The 23,350-nt window shown below is 73.4% G+C and carries 27 protein-coding genes; 20 read left to right on the top strand and 7 right to left on the bottom strand.

Annotation, left to right across the window (positions count from 1 at the left end; all coding sequences use genetic code 11):
- Nucleotides 1-5: 5 nt before the first annotated feature.
- The 9 genes from ACWGN5_RS31825 to ACWGN5_RS31785 all read left to right on the top strand — a co-directional run bounded on the left by ACWGN5_RS31825 (nucleotide 6) and on the right by ACWGN5_RS31785 (nucleotide 6,329).
- On the top strand, nucleotides 6-1,118 hold the full coding sequence (locus ACWGN5_RS31825) for a histidinol-phosphate transaminase (RefSeq protein WP_453521647.1): 1,113 nt from the start codon (nucleotides 6-8) through the stop codon (nucleotides 1,116-1,118).
- Nucleotides 1,115-1,708, top strand: coding sequence for an imidazoleglycerol-phosphate dehydratase HisB (gene hisB, locus ACWGN5_RS31820; protein ID WP_030492957.1), 594 nt, complete (start codon nucleotides 1,115-1,117; stop codon nucleotides 1,706-1,708). Before ACWGN5_RS31825 ends, hisB begins: the two co-directional genes overlap by 4 nt.
- 2 nt (nucleotides 1,709-1,710) lie before the next feature.
- The gene (locus tag ACWGN5_RS31815) at nucleotides 1,711-1,875 is read left to right on the top strand and encodes a hypothetical protein (protein ID WP_453521645.1); all 165 of its coding nucleotides are present in this window, start codon (nucleotides 1,711-1,713) and stop codon (nucleotides 1,873-1,875) included.
- Nucleotides 1,872-2,519, top strand: coding sequence for an imidazole glycerol phosphate synthase subunit HisH (gene hisH, locus ACWGN5_RS31810; RefSeq protein ID WP_351180751.1), 648 nt, complete (start codon nucleotides 1,872-1,874; stop codon nucleotides 2,517-2,519). The genes ACWGN5_RS31815 and hisH overlap by 4 nt, the downstream gene beginning before the upstream one ends.
- Nucleotides 2,516-3,241, top strand: coding sequence for a bifunctional 1-(5-phosphoribosyl)-5-((5-phosphoribosylamino)methylideneamino)imidazole-4-carboxamide isomerase/phosphoribosylanthranilate isomerase PriA (priA, locus tag ACWGN5_RS31805; RefSeq protein WP_453521643.1), 726 nt, complete (start codon nucleotides 2,516-2,518; stop codon nucleotides 3,239-3,241). Before hisH ends, priA begins: the two co-directional genes overlap by 4 nt.
- The gene (locus ACWGN5_RS31800) at nucleotides 3,238-3,636 is read left to right on the top strand and encodes a RidA family protein (RefSeq protein WP_453521641.1); all 399 of its coding nucleotides are present in this window, start codon (nucleotides 3,238-3,240) and stop codon (nucleotides 3,634-3,636) included. Before priA ends, ACWGN5_RS31800 begins: the two co-directional genes overlap by 4 nt.
- A complete protein-coding gene (hisF, locus tag ACWGN5_RS31795) occupies nucleotides 3,633-4,388 on the top strand; it encodes an imidazole glycerol phosphate synthase subunit HisF (RefSeq protein ID WP_453521639.1) in 756 nt (251 codons plus the stop codon). The genes ACWGN5_RS31800 and hisF overlap by 4 nt, the downstream gene beginning before the upstream one ends.
- A gap of 118 nt (nucleotides 4,389-4,506) precedes the next feature.
- Nucleotides 4,507-5,100 (top strand): ArsR/SmtB family transcription factor, encoded by a 594-nt coding sequence (locus ACWGN5_RS31790; protein WP_453521638.1) that lies wholly within the window; start codon nucleotides 4,507-4,509, stop codon nucleotides 5,098-5,100.
- Nucleotides 5,097-6,329: an MFS transporter gene (locus tag ACWGN5_RS31785; protein ID WP_453521636.1), complete on the top strand. Its 1,233-nt coding sequence runs from the start codon at nucleotides 5,097-5,099 to the stop codon at nucleotides 6,327-6,329. Before ACWGN5_RS31790 ends, ACWGN5_RS31785 begins: the two co-directional genes overlap by 4 nt.
- 1 nt (nucleotide 6,330) lies before the next feature.
- Here the strand turns inward: ACWGN5_RS31785 and ACWGN5_RS31780 are convergent, their stop codons facing one another.
- Nucleotides 6,331-6,966, bottom strand: a complete 636-nt coding sequence (locus ACWGN5_RS31780) for a TIGR03085 family metal-binding protein (protein ID WP_453521633.1) — start codon at nucleotides 6,964-6,966, stop codon at nucleotides 6,331-6,333.
- Nucleotides 6,967-7,050: 84 nt separating this feature from the next.
- Here ACWGN5_RS31780 and hisI point away from each other — a divergent pair, with 84 nt between their 5' ends.
- The 11 genes from hisI (at nucleotide 7,051) to lgt (ending at nucleotide 16,319) form a co-directional block, all read left to right on the top strand.
- Nucleotides 7,051-7,419 carry a phosphoribosyl-AMP cyclohydrolase gene (gene hisI, locus ACWGN5_RS31775; RefSeq protein ID WP_369143715.1) on the top strand — a complete coding sequence of 123 codons (369 nt, stop codon included), beginning with the start codon at nucleotides 7,051-7,053 and terminating at the stop codon, nucleotides 7,417-7,419.
- Between the two features lie 11 nt (nucleotides 7,420-7,430).
- On the top strand, nucleotides 7,431-8,921 hold the full coding sequence (locus ACWGN5_RS31770; protein WP_453521630.1) for an anthranilate synthase component I: 1,491 nt from the start codon (nucleotides 7,431-7,433) through the stop codon (nucleotides 8,919-8,921).
- A 14-nt stretch (nucleotides 8,922-8,935) separates the two neighbouring features.
- Complete coding sequence (locus tag ACWGN5_RS31765; protein ID WP_369143713.1) at nucleotides 8,936-9,586, top strand: TIGR02234 family membrane protein; 651 nt, start codon at nucleotides 8,936-8,938, stop codon at nucleotides 9,584-9,586.
- Between the two features lie 134 nt (nucleotides 9,587-9,720).
- A complete protein-coding gene (locus ACWGN5_RS31760) occupies nucleotides 9,721-9,975 on the top strand; it encodes an HGxxPAAW family protein (protein WP_453521627.1) in 255 nt (84 codons plus the stop codon).
- A 236-nt stretch (nucleotides 9,976-10,211) separates the two neighbouring features.
- Nucleotides 10,212-10,733 carry a DUF2752 domain-containing protein gene (locus ACWGN5_RS31755; RefSeq protein WP_453521626.1) on the top strand — a complete coding sequence of 174 codons (522 nt, stop codon included), beginning with the start codon at nucleotides 10,212-10,214 and terminating at the stop codon, nucleotides 10,731-10,733.
- Between the two features lie 133 nt (nucleotides 10,734-10,866).
- Entirely contained in the window at nucleotides 10,867-11,676 is an 810-nt protein-coding gene (trpC, locus tag ACWGN5_RS31750) for an indole-3-glycerol phosphate synthase TrpC (protein ID WP_453521624.1), read from the top strand.
- A gap of 7 nt (nucleotides 11,677-11,683) precedes the next feature.
- Entirely contained in the window at nucleotides 11,684-11,968 is a 285-nt protein-coding gene (gene trpM, locus ACWGN5_RS31745) for a tryptophan biosynthesis modulator TrpM (protein ID WP_453521622.1), read from the top strand.
- Between the two features lie 324 nt (nucleotides 11,969-12,292).
- Nucleotides 12,293-13,540, top strand: coding sequence for a tryptophan synthase subunit beta (gene trpB, locus ACWGN5_RS31740; protein WP_369143710.1), 1,248 nt, complete (start codon nucleotides 12,293-12,295; stop codon nucleotides 13,538-13,540).
- Nucleotides 13,537-14,358 (top strand): tryptophan synthase subunit alpha, encoded by an 822-nt coding sequence (gene trpA / locus ACWGN5_RS31735; protein ID WP_453521620.1) that lies wholly within the window; start codon nucleotides 13,537-13,539, stop codon nucleotides 14,356-14,358. The genes trpB and trpA overlap by 4 nt, the downstream gene beginning before the upstream one ends.
- 64 nt (nucleotides 14,359-14,422) lie before the next feature.
- Nucleotides 14,423-15,244: a DsbA family protein gene (locus ACWGN5_RS31730; protein WP_453521618.1), complete on the top strand. Its 822-nt coding sequence runs from the start codon at nucleotides 14,423-14,425 to the stop codon at nucleotides 15,242-15,244.
- 76 nt (nucleotides 15,245-15,320) lie between these two features.
- Nucleotides 15,321-16,319, top strand: a complete 999-nt coding sequence (gene lgt, locus ACWGN5_RS31725) for a prolipoprotein diacylglyceryl transferase (RefSeq protein WP_453521617.1) — start codon at nucleotides 15,321-15,323, stop codon at nucleotides 16,317-16,319.
- A gap of 91 nt (nucleotides 16,320-16,410) precedes the next feature.
- On the opposite strand, the gene ACWGN5_RS31720 is transcribed toward lgt, so the two are convergent.
- The 6 genes from ACWGN5_RS31720 to ACWGN5_RS31695 are packed head-to-tail and all read right to left on the bottom strand — an operon-like array spanning nucleotide 16,411 to nucleotide 23,280.
- The gene (locus ACWGN5_RS31720; RefSeq protein WP_453521615.1) at nucleotides 16,411-17,214 is read right to left on the bottom strand and encodes an HpcH/HpaI aldolase/citrate lyase family protein; all 804 of its coding nucleotides are present in this window, start codon (nucleotides 17,212-17,214) and stop codon (nucleotides 16,411-16,413) included.
- The gene (locus ACWGN5_RS31715; protein WP_453521613.1) at nucleotides 17,211-18,413 is read right to left on the bottom strand and encodes a CaiB/BaiF CoA transferase family protein; all 1,203 of its coding nucleotides are present in this window, start codon (nucleotides 18,411-18,413) and stop codon (nucleotides 17,211-17,213) included. The genes ACWGN5_RS31720 and ACWGN5_RS31715 overlap by 4 nt, the downstream gene beginning before the upstream one ends.
- On the bottom strand, nucleotides 18,410-19,330 hold the full coding sequence (rbsK, locus tag ACWGN5_RS31710; RefSeq protein WP_453521610.1) for a ribokinase: 921 nt from the start codon (nucleotides 19,328-19,330) through the stop codon (nucleotides 18,410-18,412). The genes ACWGN5_RS31715 and rbsK overlap by 4 nt, the downstream gene beginning before the upstream one ends.
- Nucleotides 19,327-20,880: an ADP-ribosylglycohydrolase family protein gene (locus ACWGN5_RS31705; RefSeq protein WP_453521608.1), complete on the bottom strand. Its 1,554-nt coding sequence runs from the start codon at nucleotides 20,878-20,880 to the stop codon at nucleotides 19,327-19,329. The genes rbsK and ACWGN5_RS31705 overlap by 4 nt, the downstream gene beginning before the upstream one ends.
- Nucleotides 20,877-22,043: an ADP-ribosylglycohydrolase family protein gene (locus ACWGN5_RS31700; RefSeq protein ID WP_453521606.1), complete on the bottom strand. Its 1,167-nt coding sequence runs from the start codon at nucleotides 22,041-22,043 to the stop codon at nucleotides 20,877-20,879. The genes ACWGN5_RS31705 and ACWGN5_RS31700 overlap by 4 nt, the downstream gene beginning before the upstream one ends.
- Nucleotides 22,009-23,280, bottom strand: coding sequence for an ADP-ribosylglycohydrolase family protein (locus ACWGN5_RS31695; RefSeq protein WP_453521603.1), 1,272 nt, complete (start codon nucleotides 23,278-23,280; stop codon nucleotides 22,009-22,011). The genes ACWGN5_RS31700 and ACWGN5_RS31695 overlap by 35 nt, the downstream gene beginning before the upstream one ends.
- Nucleotides 23,281-23,350: the final 70 nt, after the last annotated feature.

Genomic DNA, 23,350 nt, shown 5'->3' with positions numbered 1-23,350 from the left:
AGCAAGTGAGCCAGATCAAGATCGACGACCTCCCCGTCCGGGACGAGCTGCGCGGCAAGTCCCCGTACGGCGCGCCTCAGCTCGACGTCCCCGTCCAGCTGAACACCAACGAGAACCCCTACCCGCTGCCCGAGCCCCTGGTGGCCCGGATCGCGGAGCGGGTCACCGAGGCGGCCCGCGGCCTCAACCGCTACCCCGACCGCGACGCGATCGAGCTCCGCACCGAGCTCGCCGCCTACCTCACCCGGACCGGCGGCCACCGCGTCGGCGTCGAGAACGTCTGGGCGGCCAACGGCTCCAACGAGGTCCTCCAGCAGCTCCTGCAGACCTTCGGCGGCCCCGGCCGCACCGCGATCGGCTTCGAGCCCTCGTACTCGATGCACGCCCTGATCGCCCGCGGCACCGGCACCGGCTGGATCTCGGGACCGCGCAACGAGGACTTCACCATCGACGTGGAGGCCGCCGTCCAGGCCATCGCGGAGAACGCGCCGGACGTCGTCTTCATCACCTCGCCCAACAACCCCACCGGCACCGCGGTCGCGGCCGGCACCGTCCTCGCCCTGTACGAGGCGGCCCAGGCGGCCAAGCCCTCGATGGTGGTCGTGGACGAGGCGTACGTGGAGTTCAGCCACCGCGACTCGCTGCTGCCCCTCATCGAGGGGCGCCCGAACCTGGTGATCTCCCGGACCATGTCCAAGGCCTTCGGCGCCGCCGGCCTCCGCCTCGGCTACCTCGCCGCGCACCCGGCCGTCGTCGACGCCGTGCAGCTGGTCCGCCTGCCGTACCACCTCTCGGCCGTCACCCAGGCCACCGCGCTCGCCGCCCTGGAGCACACCGACACCCTCCTCGGGTACGTCGAGCAGCTCAAGGCCGAGCGCGACCGCCTCGTCACCGAGCTGCGCGCCCTCGGCTGCGAGGTCACCGACTCCGACGCCAACTTCGTGCAGTTCGGGAAGTTCCCCGACACGCACGCGGCCTGGCAGTCGATCCTCGACCGGGGCGTCCTGGTCCGGGACAACGGCGTACCGGGATGGCTGCGGGTCACCGCCGGCACCCCCGAAGAGAACGACGCGTTCCTCGACGCGGTCCGTGAACTGATGAAGGAGCAGAAGCGATGAGCCGCGTAGGCCGCGTTGAGCGCACCACCAAGGAGACCTCCGTCGTCGTCGAGATCGACCTCGACGGCACCGGAAAGGTCGACGTGTCGACCGGGGTCGGCTTCTACGACCACATGCTCGACCAGCTCGGCCGCCACGGGCTCTTCGACCTGACCGTCAAGACCGACGGCGACCTCCACATCGACTCGCACCACACCATCGAGGACACCGCCCTCGCCCTCGGAGCCGCTTTCAAGCAGGCCCTCGGCGACAAGGTCGGCATCTACCGCTTCGGCAACTGCACCGTCCCGCTGGACGAGTCGCTCGCCCAGGTCACCGTCGACCTCTCCGGCCGGCCGTACCTCGTGCACACCGAGCCCGAGAACATGGCGCCGATGATCGGCTCGTACGACACGACGATGACCCGGCACATCCTGGAGTCCTTCGTCGCCCAGGCGCAGATCGCGCTGCACGTCCACGTGCCGTACGGCCGCAACGCCCACCACATCGTGGAGTGCCAGTTCAAGGCCCTCGCCCGCGCCCTGCGCTACGCCTCCGAGCGCGACCCGCGCGCCGCCGGAATCCTCCCCTCCACGAAGGGCGCGCTCTAGTCGTGAACGGCCTCTCCACCATCCTGATCCTCGTCGGGCTCTTCCTGCTCGGCGGCATCTACTCCTTCGTCAAGCAGCAGATGCCCAAGGGCCTCATCGTGCTCCTCGCCATCGGCGCCGCGATGTCCCTCTCCGCCGGTGTGCTGCGTCTGGACGTGTGGTCATGAGCACGACTTCCCCGAAGAAGGTCGTCGTCTTCGACTACGGCTTCGGCAACGTGCGCTCCGCCGAGCGCGCCCTCGCCCGCGTCGGCGCCGACGTCGAGATCACCCGCGACTACGACAAGGCCATGAACGCCGACGGACTCCTCGTCCCCGGCGTCGGCGCGTTCTCCGCCTGCATGCAGGGCCTCAAGGAGGCCCGCGGCGACTGGATCATCGGCCGCCGGCTCTCCGGCGGCCGCCCGGTCATGGGCATCTGCGTCGGCATGCAGATCCTCTTCGCCGAGGGCATCGAGCACGGCGTGCAGACCGAGGGCCTCGACGAGTGGCCCGGCACGGTCGAGCCGCTGAACGCCCCCGTCGTCCCGCACATGGGCTGGAACACCGTCGACGCGCCCGCCGACACCCAGCTCTTCGCGGGCCTCGACGCCGACGCCCGGTACTACTTCGTGCACTCCTACGCGGTGCGCGAGTGGACCCTGGAGGTCGGCAACCCCAACATCCGCGCCCCCAAGGTCACCTGGGCCACCCACGGCGAGCCCTTCGTCGCCGCCGTCGAGAACGGCGCCCTCTGGGCCACCCAGTTCCACCCCGAGAAGTCCGGCGACGCCGGCGCCCAGCTCCTCACCAACTGGATCGGAACCCTGTGAGCACTCTCGAACTCCTCCCCGCCGTCGACGTCCGCGACGGCCAGGCCGTCCGCCTCGTCCACGGCGAGTCCGGCAGCGAGACCTCCTACGGCTCCCCGCTGGAGGCCGCCCTGGCCTGGCAGCGCGCCGGCGCCGAGTGGCTCCACCTGGTCGACCTGGACGCCGCCTTCGGCACCGGCGACAACCGCGACCTGGTCCGCCAGGTCACCGAGGCCATGGACATCAAGGTCGAGCTCTCCGGCGGCATCCGCGACGACGCCTCCCTCGCCGCCGCCCTCGCCACCGGCTGCACCCGCGTCAACCTCGGCACCGCCGCCCTGGAGACCCCCGAGTGGGTCGCCAAGGTCATCGCCCAGTACGGCGACCAGATCGCCGTCGGCCTCGACGTGCGCGGCACGACCCTGCGCGGCCGCGGCTGGACCCGCGACGGCGGCGACCTGTACGAGACGCTCGCCCGCCTCGACTCCGAGGGCTGCTCCCGCTACGTCGTCACCGACATCGCCAAGGACGGCACCCTCCAGGGCCCCAACCTGGAGCTCCTGAAGAACGTCTGCGCGGCCACCGACAAGCCCGTCGTCGCCTCCGGCGGCGTGTCCTCCCTGGACGACCTGCGGGCCCTGTCCGGCCTGGTCCCGCTGGGCGTCGAGGGCGCGATCATCGGCAAGGCGCTGTACGCCAAGGCCTTCACCCTCGAAGAGGCGCTCGCGGCGGTGGCGTCGTGACCTCCGAGATCCGCAAGGTCGTCACGGGCGCTCCCTGGGAGGAGCAGTTCGGCTACTCCCGCGCCGTGGAGCTCCCGAACGGAACGGTCCTGGTCTCCGGCTGCACCTCCGTGGTCGACGGCCAGATCGCCGACGGCGGCCCGTACGACCAGGCGGTCAACTCCTTCAACGTGGCCTTCGGCGCGCTGAAGCAGCTGGGCCTGGGCGCCGAGCACGTCGTCCGCACCCGGATGTACATCACGCACGCCCGGGACGTGGACGAGGTCGGCCGCGCCCACAAGGAGCTGTTCGACGAGGTCCGCCCCGCCGCTTCCATGATCATCGTCTCCGGCTTCGTCGACCCGCGTCTCGTGGTCGAGGTCGAGGTCGAGGCCTACAGGGGTGACGCCGCATGAGTCTCGCCGTACGTGTGATTCCCTGCCTGGACGTGGACAACGGCCGGGTCGTCAAGGGCGTCAACTTCCAGAACCTGCGGGACGCGGGCGACCCCGTCGAGATGGCCAAGCTGTACGACGCCGAGGGCGCCGACGAGCTGACCTTCCTCGACATCACCGCCTCCTCCGGCAACCGGGAGACCACCTACGACGTGGTGCGCCGCACCGCCGAGCAGGTCTTCATCCCGCTCACGGTCGGCGGCGGCGTCCGCTCGGCCGAGGACGTCGACAAGCTGCTGCGGGCCGGCGCCGACAAGGTGGGCGTCAACACCGCGGCCATCGCGCGCCCCGAGCTGATCCAGGAGATCGCGGAGCGCTTCGGCCGCCAGGTCCTCGTCCTGTCGGTCGACGCCCGCCGCACCTCCACCGGCTCCTTCGAGGTGACGACGCACGGCGGCCGCAAGGGCACCGGCATCGACGCCGTCGAGTGGGCGCACCGGGCCGCCGAGCTCGGAGCGGGGGAGATCCTGCTCAACTCGATGGACGCCGACGGCACGAAGGACGGCTACGACACCGAGATGATCGCGGCCGTGCGCAAGCACGTGACGGTCCCGGTGATCGCCTCCGGCGGTGCCGGCAAGCTCGCCGACTTCCCGCCGGCCGTGGCGGCGGGCGCGGACGCGGTGCTCGCGGCCTCCGTCTTCCACTTCGGCGACCTGCGGATCTCGCAGGTCAAGGAGACGCTGCGGGGGGCGGGCCACCCGGTTCGCTGAGTGGACGTTCCGCTTCCGGAAGGGCCCCTTCGGGGGCCCTTCTTCTTTGCCCAGGTATGCAGGATCAGTTGCGCAATTTTCATTGCGCAACTTTTCTTTCGTATCTAGGGTCGGTGTCATGACCTCGTCGGAGAACCGCCGGATCACCGATCTCGGCACCCTCAAAGCGATCGCGCACCCCCTGCGGATGCGCCTCTACCGCGCCCTCTTCGTGGCCCGCACCGCCACCGCCTCCCAGCTCGCCGAGCAGGTCGACGAGGCCGTCTCGCTCGTCAGCTACCACCTGCGCAAGCTCGCCGAGCACGGCCTCATCGAGGAGGCGGACGCCCAGTCCGCGGACGGGCGCGAGCGGTGGTGGCAGCCGAGCTCGTACGGGGTGAGCATCCACGACGAGGACGTCAAGGACACCCCCGAGATGGCCGCCGCGAGCGACGCCCTCGGCCGCACCCTCAACGAGCAGCGCACCGAGCTCCACCGCCGCTTCCTCGACGAGCGCCTGACCTGGTCCGACGAATGGCGCTCCGCCGCCGTCAGCTCCGAATGGCTGCCCCGCCTCACCGCCGCCGAACTCGCCGCCCTCGGCAAGGAGCTCGACGCGCTCCTCGAGAAGTACGACCAGCGGGCCCGCGCCGCCGAGGCCGCCGGCGACACCGAGGGCCGCGAGAACGTCGCCGTCCACCTGTACGGCTTCCCCTACCGGGGGACCGCGTGACCACGGCCGTCGAGACCCCCTCGATCCCCGCCCACCGCAGCCCCCAGGTCCTGCGCTGGCTCGGCGCCTACACCGCCTCCACGCTCGGCGACAGCGTCTTCTACCTCGCCCTCTCCTGGACCGCCGTGAGCAGCGGCACCCCCGCCCAGGCCGGGCTCGTCATGGCCGTCTCCGCCGTGCCCCGCGCCCTGCTCCTGCTCGTCGGCGGAGCGATCGCCGACCGCCTCGGCCCGCGCCGGGTCGTCATCGCCTCCGACACCGTCCGCAGCCTGGTCGTCCTCGGCCTGGCCGCGACCCTCTTCCTCGCCTCACCCGGCCTCTGGGCGCTCGCCGCCGTCGCCCTCGTCTTCGGCGTCGTCGACGCCGTCTTCCTGCCCGCCGTCGGCGCCCTGCCGCCCCGGATCGCCGAGCGCGACCAGCTCGCCCGCGTCCAGGGCATGCGCGGCCTCGCCTACCGCCTGGGCGCCGTCCTCGGCGCCCCGCTGGGCGGTCTCGCCGTCGCCCTCGGCGGCTCCGCCACCGCCTTCGGCATGGCCGGGATCCTCTTCGCGCTCTCCCTGCCCCTGCTCAGCACGCTCCAGCTCCGCCCGCTGCCGCAGGAGGACCAGGCGGGCGACGGCACCGCCCTGCGCGACCTCGCCGACGGCCTGCGCTACCTCCGCGGCCACAAGGCGCTCGGCCCGCTGATGATCGTCGTCCTCCTCGCCGACCTCGGCTTCGCCGGCCCCCTCAACGTCGGCCTCGCGGTCCTCTCCGAGCAGCGCGGCTGGGGCGCCTCCGGCATCGGCTGGGTCCTCGCCGGCTTCGGCATCGGCGCCGGCGCCGCCTCCCTGCTGCTGACCGTCAAGGGACGCATATCCCGGGCCGGCGTCGTCATGGGCTGGACCATGGTGATCGGAGCCGTGTCGATCGGCGCCCTCGCCTACGTCCCCCAGCCGGCCCTCGCCGCCCTCGTCGCGGTCTCCATCGGCCTGCTCGCCGGACTCTCCGGAGCCCTGTGCAACGCCCTCGTCCAGACCGAGTGCGACCCCGCCTACCTCGGCCGGGTGAGCGCCGTCTCCAGCCTCGGCAGCCTCGGCATCGCCCCGCTGAGCTTCCCTGTCACCGGCGCTGCCATCGGCCTCTGGGGCCCCGGCCCGGTCTTCGTCGTCAGCGCGGCGGTCTGCGCCCTGTCCGGCGCATACGCCCTCGCGGTCACGGCCGTCCGCCGCGCCGAACTGCCCCGCTAGCTCAGATCCCCAGCTGCTTCGTCTCCCGCAGCCGCTCGATCGCGTCCGGCTCGCCCTCCAGGGCCACCTTCGCCGAGTCCTGGCGGCCGTACAGGTACATCACCAGCTCGCCCGGCTCCCCGGAGGCCGTCACCACCGGCGTGCCGCGGTGGGCGACCGCCGTCTGGCCGTTCGGGCGGCGCAGCACCAGGCCCACCGGGGCCTTGCGGCCGAGCAGCCGGGCCATCCGCTCCAGACGGGACCAGAGGGCGTCCGCGAAGACCGGGTCCAGCTCGCGGGCCGACCAGTCGGGCTGGGCCCGCCGGACGTCCTCCGCGTGCACATAGAACTCGACGACGTTCGCCCCCTCGTCCACCTGCTTGATGGTGAACGGCGAGAACTTCGGCGGACCCGTACGGATGAGCTGGATCAGCTCCTCGTACGGCTTGTCGGCGAACTCCGCCTGCACCCGGTCCTGCCGTTCCTTCAGCGCCGGTACGAGGGAACCCGCCGCCGCGTCCGGACGCCGCTCCCGCACCACCACATGGGCCGCGAGGTCCCGGGTCCGCCAGCCCTCGCAGAGCGTCGGCGCGTCCGGGCCCGCCGCCTCCAACAGATCGGCGAGCAGAAGCCGTTCACGTTTCGCATGGGTCGACATGCCCGCCAGCGTACGACCGGCCGGTCCCGTCCGCCCAGTGGACGCCCCGCCGGACACCGCCCCGGAGCGCGGCACAATGGCGCCATGAGCAGCACGCCCCGGACCCCCAGCGACCTCGACCCGGCCATCGCCGCCCGCCTCAAGCGCAGCGCCGACGGGCTCGTCCCCGCCATCGCCCAGCAGTACGACACCGGTGAGGTGCTGATGCTCGGCTGGATGGACGACGAGGCACTCCACCGCACCCTCACCACCGGCCGCTGCACCTACTGGTCCCGCAGCCGCAACGAGTACTGGGTCAAGGGCGACACCTCCGGGCACGTCCAGCACGTCAAGTCCGTCGCCCTCGACTGCGACGCCGACACCCTCCTCGTCAAGGTCGACCAGGTCGGAGCCGCCTGCCACACCGGCGCCCGCACCTGCTTCGACGCCGACGTGCTCCCCGTCTCCCAGTAAGGTCCGGTGCCATGGATCTCGAGACCTTCCGCAAGCTGGCGGCCGACCGCCGCGTCATCCCCGTCAGCCGCAGGCTCCTCGCGGACGGCGACACCCCGGTCGGGCTCTACCGCAAGCTCGCCGCCGAACGCCCCGGCACCTTCCTGCTCGAATCCGCGGAGAACGGCCGCAGCTGGTCCCGCTACTCCTTCATCGGAGTCCGCAGCGACGCCACCCTGACGGTCGAGGACGGCGAGGCGCACTGGCTCGGCACCCCGCCCGTCGGCGTCCCGGTCGACGGCGACCCCCTCGCCGCCCTGCGCGCCACCGTCGAAACCCTGCACACCCCGCGCGACCTCGCGTCCGGCATGCCCCCGTTCACCGGCGGCATGGTCGGCTACCTCGGCTACGACATCGTCCGCCGACTGGAGAAGATCGGGGACTCCACCCGCGACGACCTCCAGCTCCCCGAGCTCACCATGCTCCTCACCAGCGACCTCGCGGTCCTCGACCACTGGGACGGCTCGGTCCTGCTGATCGCCAACGCGATCAACCACAACGACCTGGAGACCGGCGTCGACGAGGCGTACGCGCACGCCGTCGCCCGCCTCGACGCGATGGAGGCGGACCTGGCCCGCCCCGTCGCCACCGTCCCCGCCGCCCTGCCGGAGTCCGCCCTCCCCGAGTTCTCGGCGCTCTGGGGCGGCCCGGCCTACCAGGACGCCGTCGAGGACATCAAGGAGCGCATCCGCGCCGGCGAGGCCTTCCAGGTCGTGCCCTCGCAGCGCTTCGAGACCCGCTGCACCGCCTCCGCGCTCGACGTCTACCGGGTCCTGCGGGCCACCAACCCGTCCCCGTACATGTACCTCTTCCGCTTCGAGAACGGCTTCGACGTCGTCGGCTCCTCGCCCGAGGCCCTCGTCAAGGTCGAGGACGGGCAGGCGATGCTCCACCCCATCGCCGGCACCCGGCACCGCGGCGCCACCCCGCAGGAGGACCACGACCTCGCCGAGGAGCTGCTCGCCGACCCCAAGGAGCGCGCCGAGCACCTCATGCTCGTCGACCTCGGCCGCAACGACCTCGGCCGGGTCTGCACGCCCGGCTCGGTGGAGGTCGTCGACTTCATGTCGATCGAGCGCTACTCGCACGTCATGCACATCGTCTCCACCGTCACCGGCGAGGTCGCCGAGGGCCGCACCGCCTTCGACGTCCTCACCGCCTGCTTCCCCGCCGGGACGCTCTCCGGGGCGCCCAAGCCCCGCGCGATGCAGATCATCGAGGAGCTCGAACCCTCCCGGCGCGGGCTGTACGGCGGATGTGTCGGTTATCTCGATTTCGCCGGCGACTCGGACACCGCCATCGCCATCCGTACGGCACTGCTCCGTGACGGAACGGCGTACGTGCAGGCGGGAGCGGGTGTCGTCGCCGACTCCGACCCGGTCGGCGAGGACAACGAGTGCCGCAACAAGGCCGCGGCCGTCCTCCGTGCCGTCCACACCGCCAACCGGATGAACGGCAACTGAGCATGTAGGGGATAGTGGGGTATGTGAGTGCCGTACCCGTACCCCAGCCCCGGGCCGCCCGCGCGGCCGTCCCCACCGGCGGTCGCCGCAGCCTGGCCGCGGCCCTCCTCCTCGGCGCCCTCGGCGCCACCGTCGTCCTGCTCTCCGCGGGCCAGATCTGGGCGGAGGGCACCGCGTCCGTCGGCGGCGGCAGCGTCCCCGTCGAGGCCGACGGCGGCACCGTCACCGGAGTGCCGACCGCCCTCGCGATCGTCGGCCTCGCCGCGCTCTTCGCCGTCTTCGCCGTCCGCCGCACCGGCCGCACCCTCGTCGCCGCGCTCCTCGCGCTCAGCGGCGCCGGCGCCGCGCTCGCCGCGGTCCTGGGCGCCTCCGACAGCGCCGCGCTCGACGCCGAGGCCGCCCGCATCAGCGGTGACACCGCCGCCGCGGTCGCCGGCCTCAGCCACACCATCTGGCCGTACGTGACCGCCGCGGGCGCCGTCCTCATCCTGCTCGCCGGCCTCTTCGCCCTCCGCTTCGGCAAGAACTGGCCCGCGATGGGCGGCCGCTACGAGCGCTCCGGCACCCCGCGCGCCGGCCGCAAGGCCCCCACGACCGACCCGGACCGGCCCGAGGACCTGTGGAAGGCCCTGGACCGCGGCGAGGACCCCACCCGGGGCGAGTGAATCGTTCCGTCCGCGACGCGTGATCGTCCGGGCACCCCCGATTCACCCTCGCGCGCCCGCGTGCGGGACAATGAGCGCCGAGTGTCCGCGCACGCGAGACCTCACCATCGAGCAACTGCAACGAGGAGCAACTCATGGCGGGCAGCGCCCACGGACACACCCCGGCCGCCTGGACCGGTGTCATCATCTCCTTCATCGGCTTCTGCATCGCCGGCGTCTTCATGGTGGCCGCCAACCTGCCCGGCTTCTGGGCCGGTGTGGGCGTCATCGTCCTCGGCGGCATCATCGGCGGCGCGATGAAGGTCGCGGGCCTCGGCATGCCGAAGGACTCCGAGGCCGTCGTCGCCGCCCGCGAGGCCGCGACCGCGACCGCGAAGGCCCGCGCCTGACGCGACCCGACGCACCCGAGGGCGCAGTCCGGCCGAGCCGGGCTGCGCCCTCGCGCGTCAGGGGCCACAATCACCGGGTGGACGCGCAGCCGACGGCCGGAGCCGTGACCGACGATTCCCCCACCCAGCCGGGTGAACCCGCGGGCCCGACCGGGCCGGGTCACCCGGACGCACCGGTGCCACCGGGCGGGGCTGGGCCGCATGGGGCTGTACCCGGTGCGGCTGCACCCGGTGGGATGGGGCCGAGTGGGGCTGGGCCCGGTGAGGCCGCACCCGGTGGGGTCGTGGCGCCCGGCGCCGTACCGCCCGCCGTCGCCTGGCCGGGCGGGTCACTGCCCGCGCCGCCGCCCGTACCGCCGCGGTCCCTCGTGCGACGGCTGCTGCCGCCCGTCTCCACCCTCTCCGGGGTCGTCGCCGCCTTCGCGTACGTCGCGGCCGTCGACCCCAACGAACCCGGGCACTACCCCGTCTGCCCGCTCCTGCGCTTCACCGGCGTCTACTGCCCCGGCTGCGGCGGGCTCCGCAGCGCCCACGCCTTCGCCCACGGCGACCTCCCCGCCGCCCTCGGCGCCAACGCGCTCGCCGTCGTCGGCTACGGGATCTTCGCCGTCGTCATGGCCGTCTGGCTGATTCGCGCCGTCCGCGGAGTGCCCATGCGCCTCGCGATCGCCCCGGTCTGGTGGTGGGGGATCGGGGCCGTCCTCGCCCTCTTCACCCTGGTCCGGAACCTCCCGTTCGGCTCCGCGCTCGCCCCCTGAGAGCCCGTCCTGAGTCCCAGCAGGTGGGACGCCGCTCCGGCCGATGCGAATCCGGGGCCGTCCTGCGGATAGGATCGAAGTGGCTGAACCTGGTTCTTCATCACCGTCACCGTCCCGGAAGGGGGCCCCTCGCGTGAGTGTGCTCGACGAGATCATCGAAGGCGTGCGCGCCGACCTCGCAGAGCGGCAGGCGCGGGTCACCCTCGACGAGCTCAAGGAGCGCGCCGCCAAGGCGCCGCAGGCCAAGGACGGCGTCGCCGCACTGCGCGGGGACGGCGTCAAGGTGATCTGCGAGGTCAAGCGCTCCAGCCCGTCCAAGGGCGCGCTCGCCGCGATCGCCGACCCGGCCGGTCTCGCCGCGGACTACGAGGCGGGCGGCGCCGCCGTCATCTCCGTCCTCACCGAGCAGCGCCGCTTCGGCGGCTCGCTCGCGGACCTGGAGGCCGTCCGCGCCCGGGTCGACATCCCGGTGCTGCGCAAGGACTTCATCGTCACCGCGTACCAGCTCTGGGAGGCGCGCGCGTACGGAGCGGATCTCGCGCTCCTCATCGTCGCCGCCCTGGAGCAGGAGGCGCTGGTCTCCCTCATCGAGCGTGCCGAGTCCATCGGTCTCACCCCGCTGGTCGAGGTCCACGACGAGGAGGAGGTCGAGCGTGCCGTCGAGGCGGGCGCCCGCATCATCGGCGTCAACGCGCGCAACCTCAAGACCCTCAAGGTCGACCGCTCCACCTTCGAGCGCGTCGCCCCCGAGATCCCCGCGCACATCGTCAAGGTCGCCGAGTCCGGCGTCCGCGGCCCGCACGACCTCATCGCCTACGCCAACGCGGGCGCCGACGCGGTCCTGGTCGGCGAGTCCCTCGTCACCGGCCGCGACCCGAAGGCCGCCGTTGCCGACCTCGTCGCCGCCGGCGCCCACCCCGCCCTGCGTCACGGCCGGAGCTGACCCCGCCATGACCCCCGTCCGCGCCACGCCGACCGCCCTGGGCTCCGCCCCGGGCGGCGCCGGCGTGCCCGCGGACGCCTCGGGCCGCCGCGGCCGGCTCCGTACCGCCGCCGCGCCCGTCTCCAAGCACGCGCCCCTCGCCAGGGGGTGCCGTCCGCGCGGCTGCCGCGCGCCCGCCCGCCGTGTCCACGGCCGCCGGGTCCGCTACGTCATCGGCTCCGAGCCGGGCCAGGTCAACGGCATGCGATGGCGCCCGCGCCCCGCGCGCGACCTCACGTACAGCAACGCCTGACGCCGTCGGGCCTCCGCCACCCCCGTTGTGGGCAATCGTTCCGCTGGGGCGGAACGGGTGGGCACAACGGACGGCGCCTTTGGCGGCGCGTCGCCCCCTGTGCCCTGACCCGCACCACGAGCGTGGGCGCCAAGGGTGCGGGTCCAGGCGCGGAAGCCCAGGCCCGGCACGGGGCGCCGTCCCGTGTGCCCACCCGTTCCGCCCTGCGGAACGATTGCCCACACGGGCGGGGCGGGGCGTTGCCGCATACGTGACGGGTCGCGCGCATACCGTGACCACCAACCCCACGTATCCCGGGGCACCCGCCCCGCGAGGAGCATCCGCATGTCCAGCGAGTTCTTCATCCCGGACCTGGAAGGCCAGGTCCCCAGCCCGGAGGGTTACTTCGGCGCCTACGGCGGCAAGTTCATCCCGGAGGCCCTCGTCGCCGCCGTCGACGAGGTCGCCGTCGAGTACGAGAAGGCCAAGGCCGACCCCGAGTTCGCCCGCGAGCTCAACGACCTGATGGTCAACTACACCGGCCGGCCGAGCGCCCTCACCGAGGTCCCCCGGTTCGCCGAGCACGCCGGCGGCGCCCGGATCTTCCTCAAGCGCGAGGACCTCAACCACACCGGCTCGCACAAGATCAACAACGTGCTCGGGCAGGCCCTCCTGACCAAGCGCATGGGCAAGACGCGGGTCATCGCCGAGACCGGCGCCGGCCAGCACGGCGTGGCCACCGCCACCGCCTGCGCCCTCTTCGGCCTCGACTGCACCATCTACATGGGCGAGGTCGACACCCAGCGCCAGGCCCTCAACGTGGCCCGGATGCGGATGCTCGGCGCCGAGGTCGTGGCCGTGAAGTCCGGCAGCCGCACCCTCAAGGACGCCATCAACGAGGCGTTCCGCGACTGGGTCGCCAATGTGGACCGGACGCACTACCTGTTCGGCACGGTCGCGGGCCCGCACCCCTTCCCCGCCATGGTCCGCGACTTCCACCGGGTCATCGGCGTCGAGGCCCGCCGCCAGATCCTGGAGCGCGCCGGCCGCCTCCCCGACGCGGCCATCGCCTGCGTCGGCGGCGGCTCCAACGCCATCGGCCTCTTCCACGCCTTCGTCCCGGACGCGGACGTCCGCCTGATCGGCTGCGAGCCGGCCGGCCACGGCGTCGAGACCGGCGAGCACGCGGCCACCCTCACCGCCGGCGAGCCCGGCATCCTCCACGGGTCCCGCTCGTACGTCCTCCAGGACGAGGAGGGCCAGATCACCGAGCCGTACTCGATCTCCGCGGGACTCGACTACCCCGGCATCGGCCCCGAGCACGCGTACCTCAAGGACAGCGGGCGCGGCGAGTACCGGGCCGTCACCGACGACGCCGCCATGCAGGCGCTGCGGCTGCTCTCCCGTACGGAGGGCATCATCCCGGCCATCGAGTCGGCGCACGCCCTCGCCGGGGCGCTCGAGGTCGGCAAGGAGCTCGGCAAGGACGCCCTGCTCCTGGTGAACCTCTCCGGGCGCGGCGACAAGGACATGGACACCGCCGCCCGCTACTTCGGTCTGTACGACAACGGCGCCGAGGGGGGCTCCAAGTGACCACCGGGAACATCCAGCTGCTGAGCGACACCCTCGCCAAGGCCAAGGCCGAGAACCGGGCCGCGCTCATCGCGTACCTGCCGGCCGGCTTCCCCACCGTCGACGGCGGCATCGCCGCGATCAAGGCGGTCTTCGACGGCGGCGCCGATGTCGTCGAGGTCGGCCTCCCGCACAGCGACCCGGTCCTCGACGGGCCGGTCATCCAGACCGCCGACGACATCGCCCTGCGCGGCGGCGTGAAGATCGCCGACGTCATGCGGACGGTCAAGGAGGCCCACGAGGCCACCGGCAAGCCGGTCCTCGTCATGACGTACTGGAACCCGATCGACCGGTACGGCATCGAGCGCTTCACCGAGGAGCTCGCCGAGGCCGGCGGCGCGGGCTGCATCCTGCCCGACCTGCCGGTCCAGGAGTCCGCCGTCTGGCGCGAGCACGCCGACAAGCACGGTCTCGCGACCGTCTTCGTCGTCGCGCCCAGCAGCAAGGACGAGCGCCTCGCCACCATCACGGCCGCCGGCTCCGGCTTCGTCTACGCCGCCTCGCTCATGGGTGTCACCGGCACCCGCGAGTCGGTCGGCGCGTCGGCCGCCGACCTGGTCCGCCGCACCCGCGCCACCTCCGAACTCCCTGTGTGCGTCGGGCTCGGCGTCTCCAACGCCACGCAGGCGAAGGAGGTCGCCGGCTTCGCCGACGGCGTCATCGTCGGCTCCGCCTTCGTGCAGCGGCTCCTCGACGCCGACGGCGACGAGGCGGCCGGCCTCACCGCCGTAAGGGAACTGGCGGCCGAACTCGCCGAGGGCGTCCGCCGCGTTTCGTAGCCCATTTGGGTGGATCTGGGACCGGGGAGGCGCGGATGTGCCTCCCCGGTTCGTTGCCAGGGGCGTGAGCGAGAACAAGCGGAACGGTCCGCACAGTGCCCGGGAGCGGCTCAAGGAGCAGCGCGAGCGCGACAAGGCCCGCGAGAAGCAGCGGCGCGTCCTGATCGTGTCGGCGGCGGTGGTCGGTGTCCTCGGCCTGGCCGCGGTCGTCGGCGTGATCGCCGCCGGCGGCGACAAGGACAGTGGATCCGACAAGGCCGGCCCGGTGGTCGCGCCGACCGGGGCGACCGACGAGGACGCCAAGCCGGCCATCCCCACGGGCAAGGCGGACGCCCCGTCGACGCTCGCGATCTGGGAGGACTTCCGCTGCCCGGCGTGCGCCCAGTTCGAGAACGTGATGCGGGACTCCATCCACGAGCTCGAGGCCTCCGGCGCGGTCAAGGCCGAGTACCACCTCGCCACCCTCATCGACGGGAACATGGGCGGCAGCGGCTCGCTGCGCGCGGCGAACGCGGCCGCGTGCGCCCAGGACGCGGGGAAGTTCACCGCGTACCACGACACGCTCTACATCAACCAGCCGCCGGAGACGGACGACGCCTACGGCAAGAACGCCAAGCTGATCGAGCTCGCGGCGAAGGTGCCGGGCCTCGACACGCCCGCCTTCCGCAGCTGTGTGAACGACGGAACGCACGACAGCTGGGTGAAGAAGTCGAACGAGGCCTTCCAGAACGGCGGCTTCCGCGGCACCCCGTCCGTCCTCCTCAACGGAGAATCGATCTTCCCGACCAAGGGGAACGAGCAGATCTCCCCGGAGAACCTGAAGAAGTGGGTCGCCGAGGCCAACAAGGGCAAGAAGCCGGGCACGGCCTCCCCGTCGGCGGGCTAGTCACAGGATTGGTTATCCAGAAGTTGCCGGGTGGGCTGCCGTCCCGCCCGCCCGGCAAGGTAGCGTCGGTCCTGCCATGGACCTTGCCTACATTCCCAGCCCGTCGACCGGCGTGATCCACCTCGGACCGATCCCGCTGCGCGGCTATGCCTTCTGCATCATCATCGGTGTCTTCGTCGCCGTCTGGCTCGGCAACAAGCGCTGGATCGCCCGGGGCGGCACCGCCGGCACCGTCGCCGACATCGCCGTCTGGGCGGTGCCCTTCGGCCTCGTCGGCGGCCGCCTCTACCACGTGATCACCGACTACCAGCTGTACTTCAGCGAGGGTGAGAACTGGGTCGACGCCTTCAAGATCTGGGAGGGCGGCCTCGGTATCTGGGGCGCCATCGCGCTCGGCGCGGTGGGCGCCTGGATCGGCTGCCGTCGGCGCGGGATCTCCCTCCCCGTGTACGCGGACGTCATCGCCCCCGGCATCGCCTTCGCCCAGGCCATCGGCCGCTGGGGCAACTGGTTCAACCAGGAGCTGTACGGCAAGCCGACCGACGTGCCGTGGGCGCTGAAGATCACCGAGGGCCCCAACCGCGAGGCGGGCCTGTACCACCCGACCTTCCTGTACGAGTCCCTGTGGAACGTCGCCGTCGGCTTCCTGGTCATCTGGGCCGACCGCCGCTTCAAGCTCGGCCACGGCCGCGCCTTCGCGCTGTACGTCGCCGCCTACTGCTCGGGCCGCGTGTGGACGGAGGCCCTGCGCGTCGACGAGGCGCACCACATCCTCGGCCTGCGGCTCAACGTGTGGACCGCGATCATCGTGGGTCTGCTCGCCGTGGTCTACATGGTGGTCTCGGCGCGTGTCCGGCCGGGCCGCGAGGAGATCGTGGAGCCTCGGAAGGCCGAGAAGGCCGAGAAGACCGAGAGCGCCGTGGACGGTGGCGAGGAGGGCGAGCCGAAGGACGCCGAGCCGAAGGACGCCGCTCCGGACGAGGACTCCTCCGTGGAACCGGAGGATTCCGACACCGAGAAGTCCGAGAAGACCGAGAAGTCTGGGAACGGCGCCGGATCGGCCGCCAAGAGCTGACCTTCCTGGCCGGTGGGCCGTCGGGACCGATCAGGTCCCGGCGGCCCTTTTCTGTGTCGCCCGCCTTCTGTGTCACCCGCTTTCTTCTGTGTCACACCGCGCGCGCCGCGAGCGCGAGGACCCGGTGGGCGCCCTCCACCACCGCCGCGTCGACGAAGCGCCCGTCCGGGAGCGCGAGGGCGCCCCGCTCGGCCGCGGCCGCCTCGACGACCTCACGGGCCGCATCGACCTCCTCCGGGGTCGGGAGGTAGGCGCGCTCGATGACCGGGAGCTGGCGCGGGTGGATCGCCGCCCGGCCGAGGAAGCCCATGGCCCGGCCCCGGGCGCAGCCGGCGGCCAGCGCGTCCAGGTCGGCGACGTCCGGATGGACGGACTGGGCCGGCGGCGGGAGGGCGGCCGCGCGGGCCGCGACCACCACGCGGCCGCGCGGCCAGTCGAGCGCGCTGTCCTCCCGTACCCCCAGGTCGGCGCGGAGGTCGGCCTCGCCTAGGGCGATGCCGCGGACGGCGGGATGGGCGGTGGCGATGGCGTACGCCTGCTCCACGGCGAGGGCGTTCTCCAGGAGCGGATAGAGGGGGAGGCCCGGGGCGAGGTCCGCGATCCGGTGGATGTCAGTGGCGTGTGTCACCTTGGGTACACGGAGACCGCGGAGGCCGGGGAGGGGGGCCAGGGTGGGGATGTCGAGCGGCGTGTGGACGCGGACGTGGACCGGGACGGGATGGACGTCCGCGAGGAGATCGACCGTGGCGTCGAGGGCGTACGCCTTGCGGTGCGGGGCGACCGCGTCCTCCAGATCGACGATCACGACGTCGGCTCCGGAGGACAGGGCCTTGCGGACGACCTCGGGGCGGTCGCCCGGTGCGTACAGCCAGGTGAGGGGGGTGCGGGGGCTCATACCGCGCCCTGCTCGCGGAGGGCGTCGATCTCGGCGGGGGTGAGGCCGAGTTCGGAGAGGACGGCGGTGGTGTCGGCGCCGTGCGGCCGGCCGGACCAGCGGATCGCGCCCGGGGTCTCGGAGAGGCGGAAGAGGACGTTCTGCATCTTGATCGGACCGAGTTCGGGATCCTGCACCTCGGTCACGGTGCGGAGCGCCTGGAACTGGGGATCGGCGACGACGTCCCGGACGTCGTAGACGGGGGCGATGGCCGCCTCCGCCTTCTCGAAGGCCGCCATCGCCTCGTCGCGGGTGCGGCGGGCGATCCACGAGCCGACCGCCTCGTCGAGGACGTCCGCGTGCGCGGCCCGGCCCGTGCCGTCGGCGAACCACGGCTCGTCGATCAGCTCCGGGCGGCCGACGAGCCGCAGCACCCGCTCGGCGATCGACTGGGCGGAGGTGGAGACGGCGACCCAGGAGCCGTCGGAGGTCCGGTAGGTGTTGCGCGGGGCGTTGTTGCGGGAGCGGTTGCCGGTCCTGGGCTGGACGTAACCGAGCTGGTCGTACCAGAGGGGGTGGGGTCCGATGACGGAGAGCATCGGTTCGATGATCGCCATGTCGACGACCTGGCCGCGGCCGGTCGCCGTCCTCGCGGTGAGCGCGGTCATCACCGCGTACGCCGTGGCGAGGGCGGCGATCGAGTCGGCGAGGCCGAAGGGCGGCAGGGTCGGCGGGCCGTCCGGCTCGCCGGTGATCGCGGCGAAGCCGCTCATCGCCTCGGCGAGCGTGCCGAAGCCGGGGCGGTGGGCGTACGGGCCGAACTGGCCGAAGCCGGTGACCCGGGCGAGCACCAGACGCGGGTTGACGGTGGAGAGCTCCTCCCAGCCCAGACCCCAGCGTTCCAGGGTGCCGGGGCGGAAGTTCTCCACGACGACGTCCGCCTCGGCGGCGAGCGCGAGCAGGGTGTCGCGGCCGCCCGGCGAGGACAGGTCGAGGGTGATCGCCCGCTTGTTCCGGCCGAGGACCTTCCACCACAGGCCGATGCCGTCCTTGGCGGGGCCGTGGCCACGCGACGGGTCCGGCTTGCGGGGATGCTCGACCTTGACGACGTCGGCGCCGAAGTCGCCCAGCATCATGGCGGCGAGCGGGCCGGCGAAGAGGGTCGCGAGATCCAGGACGCGCAGCCCCTGCAGGGGCCCTGTGGGCTTCTCGGTGGTCATACGGCGTCGGCCTCCAGGGTGTGGGGGGAGAGGAACGCGGCCTCGATCTCGACGCGGTACGGCATCGAGGTCGACGCCCCCTCGCGCTGGACGGAGAGCGCGGCGGCCGTCTGCGCCCAGGCGAGGGCCTCCGGGGCGGGACGCCCCTCGCCGAGGGCGACCGCGAGGGCGCCGACGAAGGTGTCGCCGGCCCCCGTGGTGTCCACGGCCCGGACCCGGGGCGCGGGCACGGCGACCGGTTCCGCGCCGCGCACCGCGTACAGGCTGCCGGCCGCGCCGAGCGTGACGACCACCTCCGGGACGTCCCGCAGCAGGGCCTGCGCGGCTTCGCGCGGGTCGGTGAGCCCGGTGAGCGCGGCGGCCTCGTGCTCGTTGGGCACCAACAGGTCGGTGGCGGCGAGGAGTTCCGGCGGGAGGGGCTGCGCGGGGGCGGGGGTCAGCACGGTGCGGACGCCGAGCCGACGGGCGGTGACGGCGCCCTCGACGACGACGGACAGGGGGAGTTCGAGCTGGAGGAGCAGGGCGTCGGCGGTACCGATGAGGGCCTCGTCGCCGTGGGTGAGGGAGGTGACGGTGCCGTTGGCGCCGGGGACGACGACGATCGCGTTGCCGCCCTCGTCGTCGACCACGACATGGGCGGTTCCGGATGAGCCCTCGGCGGTGCGCAGCAGATCGGTGTCCACCGCGCAGTGCTCCAGGGTGGCGCGGAGCCGCGCCCCGAAGTCGTCCGCGCCGACCGCGCCGATCATCGCCACCTCGGCGCCCGCGCGGGCGGCGGCGACGGCCTGGTTGGCGCCCTTGCCGCCGGGGATCGTACGGAAGGAGCGGCCGGTGACCGTCTCACCGAGGGCGGGGGCCCGTGGCACATAGGTGACGAGGTCCATGTTCGTGCTGCCGAGCACGACGATGCTGGTCATGGGCGTACTGCCTCCGTGTGTGTCAGTTCGGCCAGGGTGTCGAAGCCGATGCCGTCGAAGGACGGCACCGAGGTCGCCAGACGGTTCTTGAGCGGGGCGGTCCAGCGCTCGGGCAGCCGGTCCGGGTGCCCGGCCAGCAGCCCGGCGACCGATCCGGCCGTCGCGCCGTTGGAGTCGGTGTCCCAGCCGCCCGAGACCGCCGCGCAGACGGAGCGGGAGAAGTCGCCGTCGGCGTGGGTGAGGGCGGCGGCGAGCAGGGCGGCGTTGGGGACGGCATGCACCCAGTGGTACCCGCCGAGTTCGGCGTGCAGGCGGTCGACGACCCTGTCGAAGTCGGGCTCCGCGCCGGCGTACGCGATGCCCCGCCGGACGGCCTCCGCGAGCCGCGAGCGCGGCGGGATCACGGCGAGACCGGCGGCGAGGGACCGATGGACGTCCGCCGTCCCGGTCGCGGCGGTGGCGAGGGTGGCGGCGACGAACATGGCGCCGTAGACGCCGTTGGCGGTGTGCGTGAGCACCGCGTCCCGGTGGGCCTGCGCCGCGGCGGCCACCGGGTCGCCGGGGTGGGTCCAGCCGTGGACGTCGGCCCGGATCTGGGCGCCGATCCACTCGCGGAAGGGGTTGCGGCGGAGGGCGGTCAGCGGGGGTTCGACGCCGTCGAGGAGGTTGCGGTAGGCGACGCGCTCGGCCGTGAAGGTGCGGCCGGCGGGGAGCTCGTCGAGCCAGAGGCGGGCGACGTCGGCGGTGGTGAAGTCGCGGCCGTACCGCTGGAGGAGCAGCAGGTTGAGGAGGGGGTAGTTGAGGTCGTCGTCCTCGGGCATGCCGTCGATGTTCTCGGCGAGGGAGGTGGCGGCGGAACGGCGGTTCCACGGGTGCGCGGCGAGCAGCTCGGGCGGGACGCCGCGGGCGGTGAACCAGGTGGTGAGGGGCCAGTTGCCGGCGGCGCGGGCGAGGGTGCGGATGGCTTGTAGGGGGAGCTTCTCGACGGGCTTCCCGAGCAGACACCCGACGGCCCGCCCGAGCCAGGCGGCGTGCAGCCGGTCCTGGAGGCCGGTGTCCCACCCCGTTGTGGGCAGGCGTTCCGCAAGGGGCGGAACGGGTGGGCACAACGGAGCGGCGCCCTTGCCGGCGCCAGAGGCTTCCGGGTCCTGACCCGCACCCTTGTGCACCGTCACCGCTGGTGCGGGTCCAGGCGCGGAAGGCGGAGGCGCCGCGGAGGGCGCCGTCCCGTGTGCCCACCCGTCCCGCCCTGCGGGACGATTGCCCACACGGGGGGCTGTCGTCAGGGCCTGGATCGCGGGTAGGGGCGTGGGCTCGTGGGGTGACAGGGGGGACGGGAGGGACGTCAGGGCGTCCAGGAGTTCTTCCGCCAGGGGGCGGAGGTCCGGGCGGGGGACCGGTGACGCGCCGGCCGACGTCGGGGCCGGGGGGCCGCCCGCCGCCGTCCAGCGGGCCGCCAGGGCACCGGTCTCGCGGCCGTCCTCCGACGCCTGGCGGAGTTCGTGGCCCACCAGGTCCTCCGGTTGGACCCAGGTCACGCGGAGGGTCATCGGTCCGCGCTCGTCAGCGTCGCGAAGGCCGACTCGTGGGACCGGCGGGCTTCCACGTCCTTCGTGAAGATCTCCTGGGTCACGTCCGCCAGCGTTCGCGCCGGGGCGTGCAGGTCCAGGCGGCTCGCCTCCGCCACCTGCTTCGCCCACTCCGGAGGGACCGCGGACTCGCCGTGCAGCGCGCCCACGATCGCGCCCGCCATCGTGGCGATCGAGTCGCAGTCCCGGCCGTAGTTGACCGCGCCAAGCACCGTACGGCGGTAGTCGCCCTCCCCGACCAGGAGCATGCCGAGGGCGATGGGGAGTTCCTCGATCGCGTGCAGCCGGGAGGGGCGGCGGGCGCCGAGGGAGGGGGCCCGGTAGTCGGGGCCGACCGAGTCGAAGGGGGCCACCGCCCTGCGCAGCGGGACGAGGGCGGACTCGAAGTCCCGGTGTCCGGCCGCCACTTCGGTGACCGCCTTGATCGCCGCGTACGTTCCGTCCTTCGCCAGGGACAGGGCCGCCGCCACCACCGACTCCGGCGTCGCGCCCGGCGCGCAGGCCGCCGCGACCGCCGCCGCGAAGACCCCCGCCGCCTCCCGGCCGTACGAGGACTGGTGCGCGCCCGTCAGGTCGATCGCCTCGGCGTAGGCGGCGGCCGGGTGGGCGGCGTTGACCAGGCCGACCGGCGCCATGTACATCGCGGCCCCGCAGTTGACGATGTTGCCGGTGCCCGCCTCCCGGGGGTCCACATGGCCGTAGTGGAGCCGGGTCACGATCCACTTCTCGGCGAGGAAGATCCGCTGGAGGGGGAGCGCCTCGGCCTCCAGCTCCGGGATCCAGACGGGGGAGCCCGTGAGTTCGGGGACGAGGTGGTCCGCGACCGCGTACGCGTCGAGGTGGCCGCGGACCTTCTCGTACACCCGGATCAGCGCGTGGGTCATCAAGGTGTCGTCGGTGACGTGCCCGTCGCCCTTGTGGTACGGCGCGATGGGCCGGGCGGTGCGCCAGTCGCCGCCGTTCCAGGGGCCGACGATCCCGGTGACGCGGCCGCCGTGGCGTTCCAGGATCTGTTCGGGGGTGTAGCCCTCGACGGGGCCGCCGAGGGCGTCGCCGACGGCGGCTCCGAGGAGACTGCCGGTGATCCGGTCATCCAGGATGGGCACATCCAGTGTGGGTGTCATGTCGGAATTGTCCACCTGGGGCGGCCGGTTCCGTGGCTCCGAGCAGCCCGGCGAGTTCCACCAGGTCCGTCCCCGCCAGGCGGGGCAGCGCGCAGCCCGCGAGCGTCCTGCACGCCTCGCGCCAGCTCGCCGGGACCGAACGGCCGCCGCCCAGCGCCCCGGTGAGCGCGCCCGCGAGCGCCGGGGCCGAGTCGGCGACCCGGGAGAGGCAGGCGGCGGCCGGTACCGCGGCCGTCATCTCGCCCCGGGCGGCGGTGGCGAGGGCCAGGGCGACCGGGACGGTCTCGGCGGCGGCGATGCCGTAGCTGTAGACGTGGTCCACGATCTGGTGCTCCAGGAGCGGGACCAGTTCGAAGGCGGAGTCGGCGGCCTGGGCGAGCTTCACGGCGTGCCGGGCGTTGCGGCCGATCTCGGTGACGGGCGGGAGTTCGGCGAGCGCCGCCTCGACGGCCTCGTCGACCGTCGCCCCGCCGAGGGCCGCGGCGACGGCCGCCGCCGTCGCACGGGCGCCGTGGACTCCGTCGCCGTCCTGCGTGTACCGCGCGTCGAACTCGGCGAGTTCGGCGGCCGCGGTCGGGTCGCCGGGGTGGACGACGGCGAGGACCGCGGCGCGGACGCAGGCGGCGTCGTCGAAGAAGTGCGGGTTGTCGTGGCCCGTGGCGGGCGGGCGCAGACCGGTGGCGAGATTGCCCAGGCCCGCGCGGACCGAGATCCGGGCGCGCAGGGGGAGTACGGCCGACTCGACCTCGGGGGCGCGGTCGGCGGCGGCGGCGACCTGGCCGGCGAGGGCGTTCCAGGCGAGGTCGACGGCGGCGCGGAGACGGCGGTCCGGGGGGAGGGCGGCGAACACCGGGCCGTCGGCCGTGAGGATCGCCTCGGCGGTGAAGACCGCCCACTCGGCGTCGTCGGAGGGGCCGAGGCGGAGGGGCTCCGGGGGCTGGTTGAGGGCGATGGGGACGGGGAGGGTGGTCGTCGCGTTCTGCTCGGCGAAGGTGTCGAGTTCGCGGGTGAGGCGGCGGGTCCATTCGGGCATGCGGGCGGCGCGGTGCCTTGCGGCGGGCCATCCTGCGGCGTCGCCTGCGGCGAGCCCGAGGAGGAGGCCCTCGACTGCGTCGCGGCCGGGCCTGCGGGGGGCCTCGGGGTGTGGGGCCTGCTGGGCGCCGCCGCCCCACGTCCCGGTTCCCCGCACCAGGGCGCGGTCCCGCAGAGCATCGGTCGCCAGGGCGGTGCCCGGCATCGGGGTCTGTGCCCACCCTCCCCCAAGCTCTCGGCTTCGCTCGACCAGGGGGGACCCCCCTCGCCCTGCG

Source organism: Streptomyces sp. NPDC055815 (assembly GCF_053616475.1).
The sequence above is the reverse complement of the archived record's forward strand: the minus strand, read 5'-3'. Positions and strand labels throughout refer to the sequence as shown.

What these genes read in the sequence shown, in the direction of transcription:
- hisB (WP_030492957.1), top strand. Translation starts at nt 1,115, where the DNA reads ATGAGCCGCGTAGGCCGCGTTGAGCGCACCACCAAGGAGACCTCCGTC.
- hisH (WP_351180751.1), top strand. Translation starts at nt 1,872, where the DNA reads ATGAGCACGACTTCCCCGAAGAAGGTCGTCGTCTTCGACTACGGCTTC.
- hisF (WP_453521639.1), top strand. Translation starts at nt 3,633, where the DNA reads ATGAGTCTCGCCGTACGTGTGATTCCCTGCCTGGACGTGGACAACGGC.
- ACWGN5_RS31790 (WP_453521638.1), top strand. Translation starts at nt 4,507, where the DNA reads ATGACCTCGTCGGAGAACCGCCGGATCACCGATCTCGGCACCCTCAAA.
- ACWGN5_RS31780 (WP_453521633.1), bottom strand. Translation starts at nt 6,966, where the DNA reads ATGTCGACCCATGCGAAACGTGAACGGCTTCTGCTCGCCGATCTGTTG.
- hisI (WP_369143715.1), top strand. Translation starts at nt 7,051, where the DNA reads ATGAGCAGCACGCCCCGGACCCCCAGCGACCTCGACCCGGCCATCGCC.
- ACWGN5_RS31770 (WP_453521630.1), top strand. Translation starts at nt 7,431, where the DNA reads ATGGATCTCGAGACCTTCCGCAAGCTGGCGGCCGACCGCCGCGTCATC.
- ACWGN5_RS31760 (WP_453521627.1), top strand. Translation starts at nt 9,721, where the DNA reads ATGGCGGGCAGCGCCCACGGACACACCCCGGCCGCCTGGACCGGTGTC.
- ACWGN5_RS31755 (WP_453521626.1), top strand. Translation starts at nt 10,212, where the DNA reads ATGGGGCCGAGTGGGGCTGGGCCCGGTGAGGCCGCACCCGGTGGGGTC.
- trpM (WP_453521622.1), top strand. Translation starts at nt 11,684, where the DNA reads ATGACCCCCGTCCGCGCCACGCCGACCGCCCTGGGCTCCGCCCCGGGC.
- trpB (WP_369143710.1), top strand. Translation starts at nt 12,293, where the DNA reads ATGTCCAGCGAGTTCTTCATCCCGGACCTGGAAGGCCAGGTCCCCAGC.
- lgt (WP_453521617.1), top strand. Translation starts at nt 15,321, where the DNA reads ATGGACCTTGCCTACATTCCCAGCCCGTCGACCGGCGTGATCCACCTC.
- ACWGN5_RS31720 (WP_453521615.1), bottom strand. Translation starts at nt 17,214, where the DNA reads ATGAGCCCCCGCACCCCCCTCACCTGGCTGTACGCACCGGGCGACCGC.
- ACWGN5_RS31715 (WP_453521613.1), bottom strand. Translation starts at nt 18,413, where the DNA reads ATGACCACCGAGAAGCCCACAGGGCCCCTGCAGGGGCTGCGCGTCCTG.
- rbsK (WP_453521610.1), bottom strand. Translation starts at nt 19,330, where the DNA reads ATGACCAGCATCGTCGTGCTCGGCAGCACGAACATGGACCTCGTCACC.
- ACWGN5_RS31705 (WP_453521608.1), bottom strand. Translation starts at nt 20,880, where the DNA reads ATGACCCTCCGCGTGACCTGGGTCCAACCGGAGGACCTGGTGGGCCAC.
- ACWGN5_RS31700 (WP_453521606.1), bottom strand. Translation starts at nt 22,043, where the DNA reads ATGACACCCACACTGGATGTGCCCATCCTGGATGACCGGATCACCGGC.
- ACWGN5_RS31695 (WP_453521603.1), bottom strand. Translation starts at nt 23,280, where the DNA reads ATGCCGGGCACCGCCCTGGCGACCGATGCTCTGCGGGACCGCGCCCTG.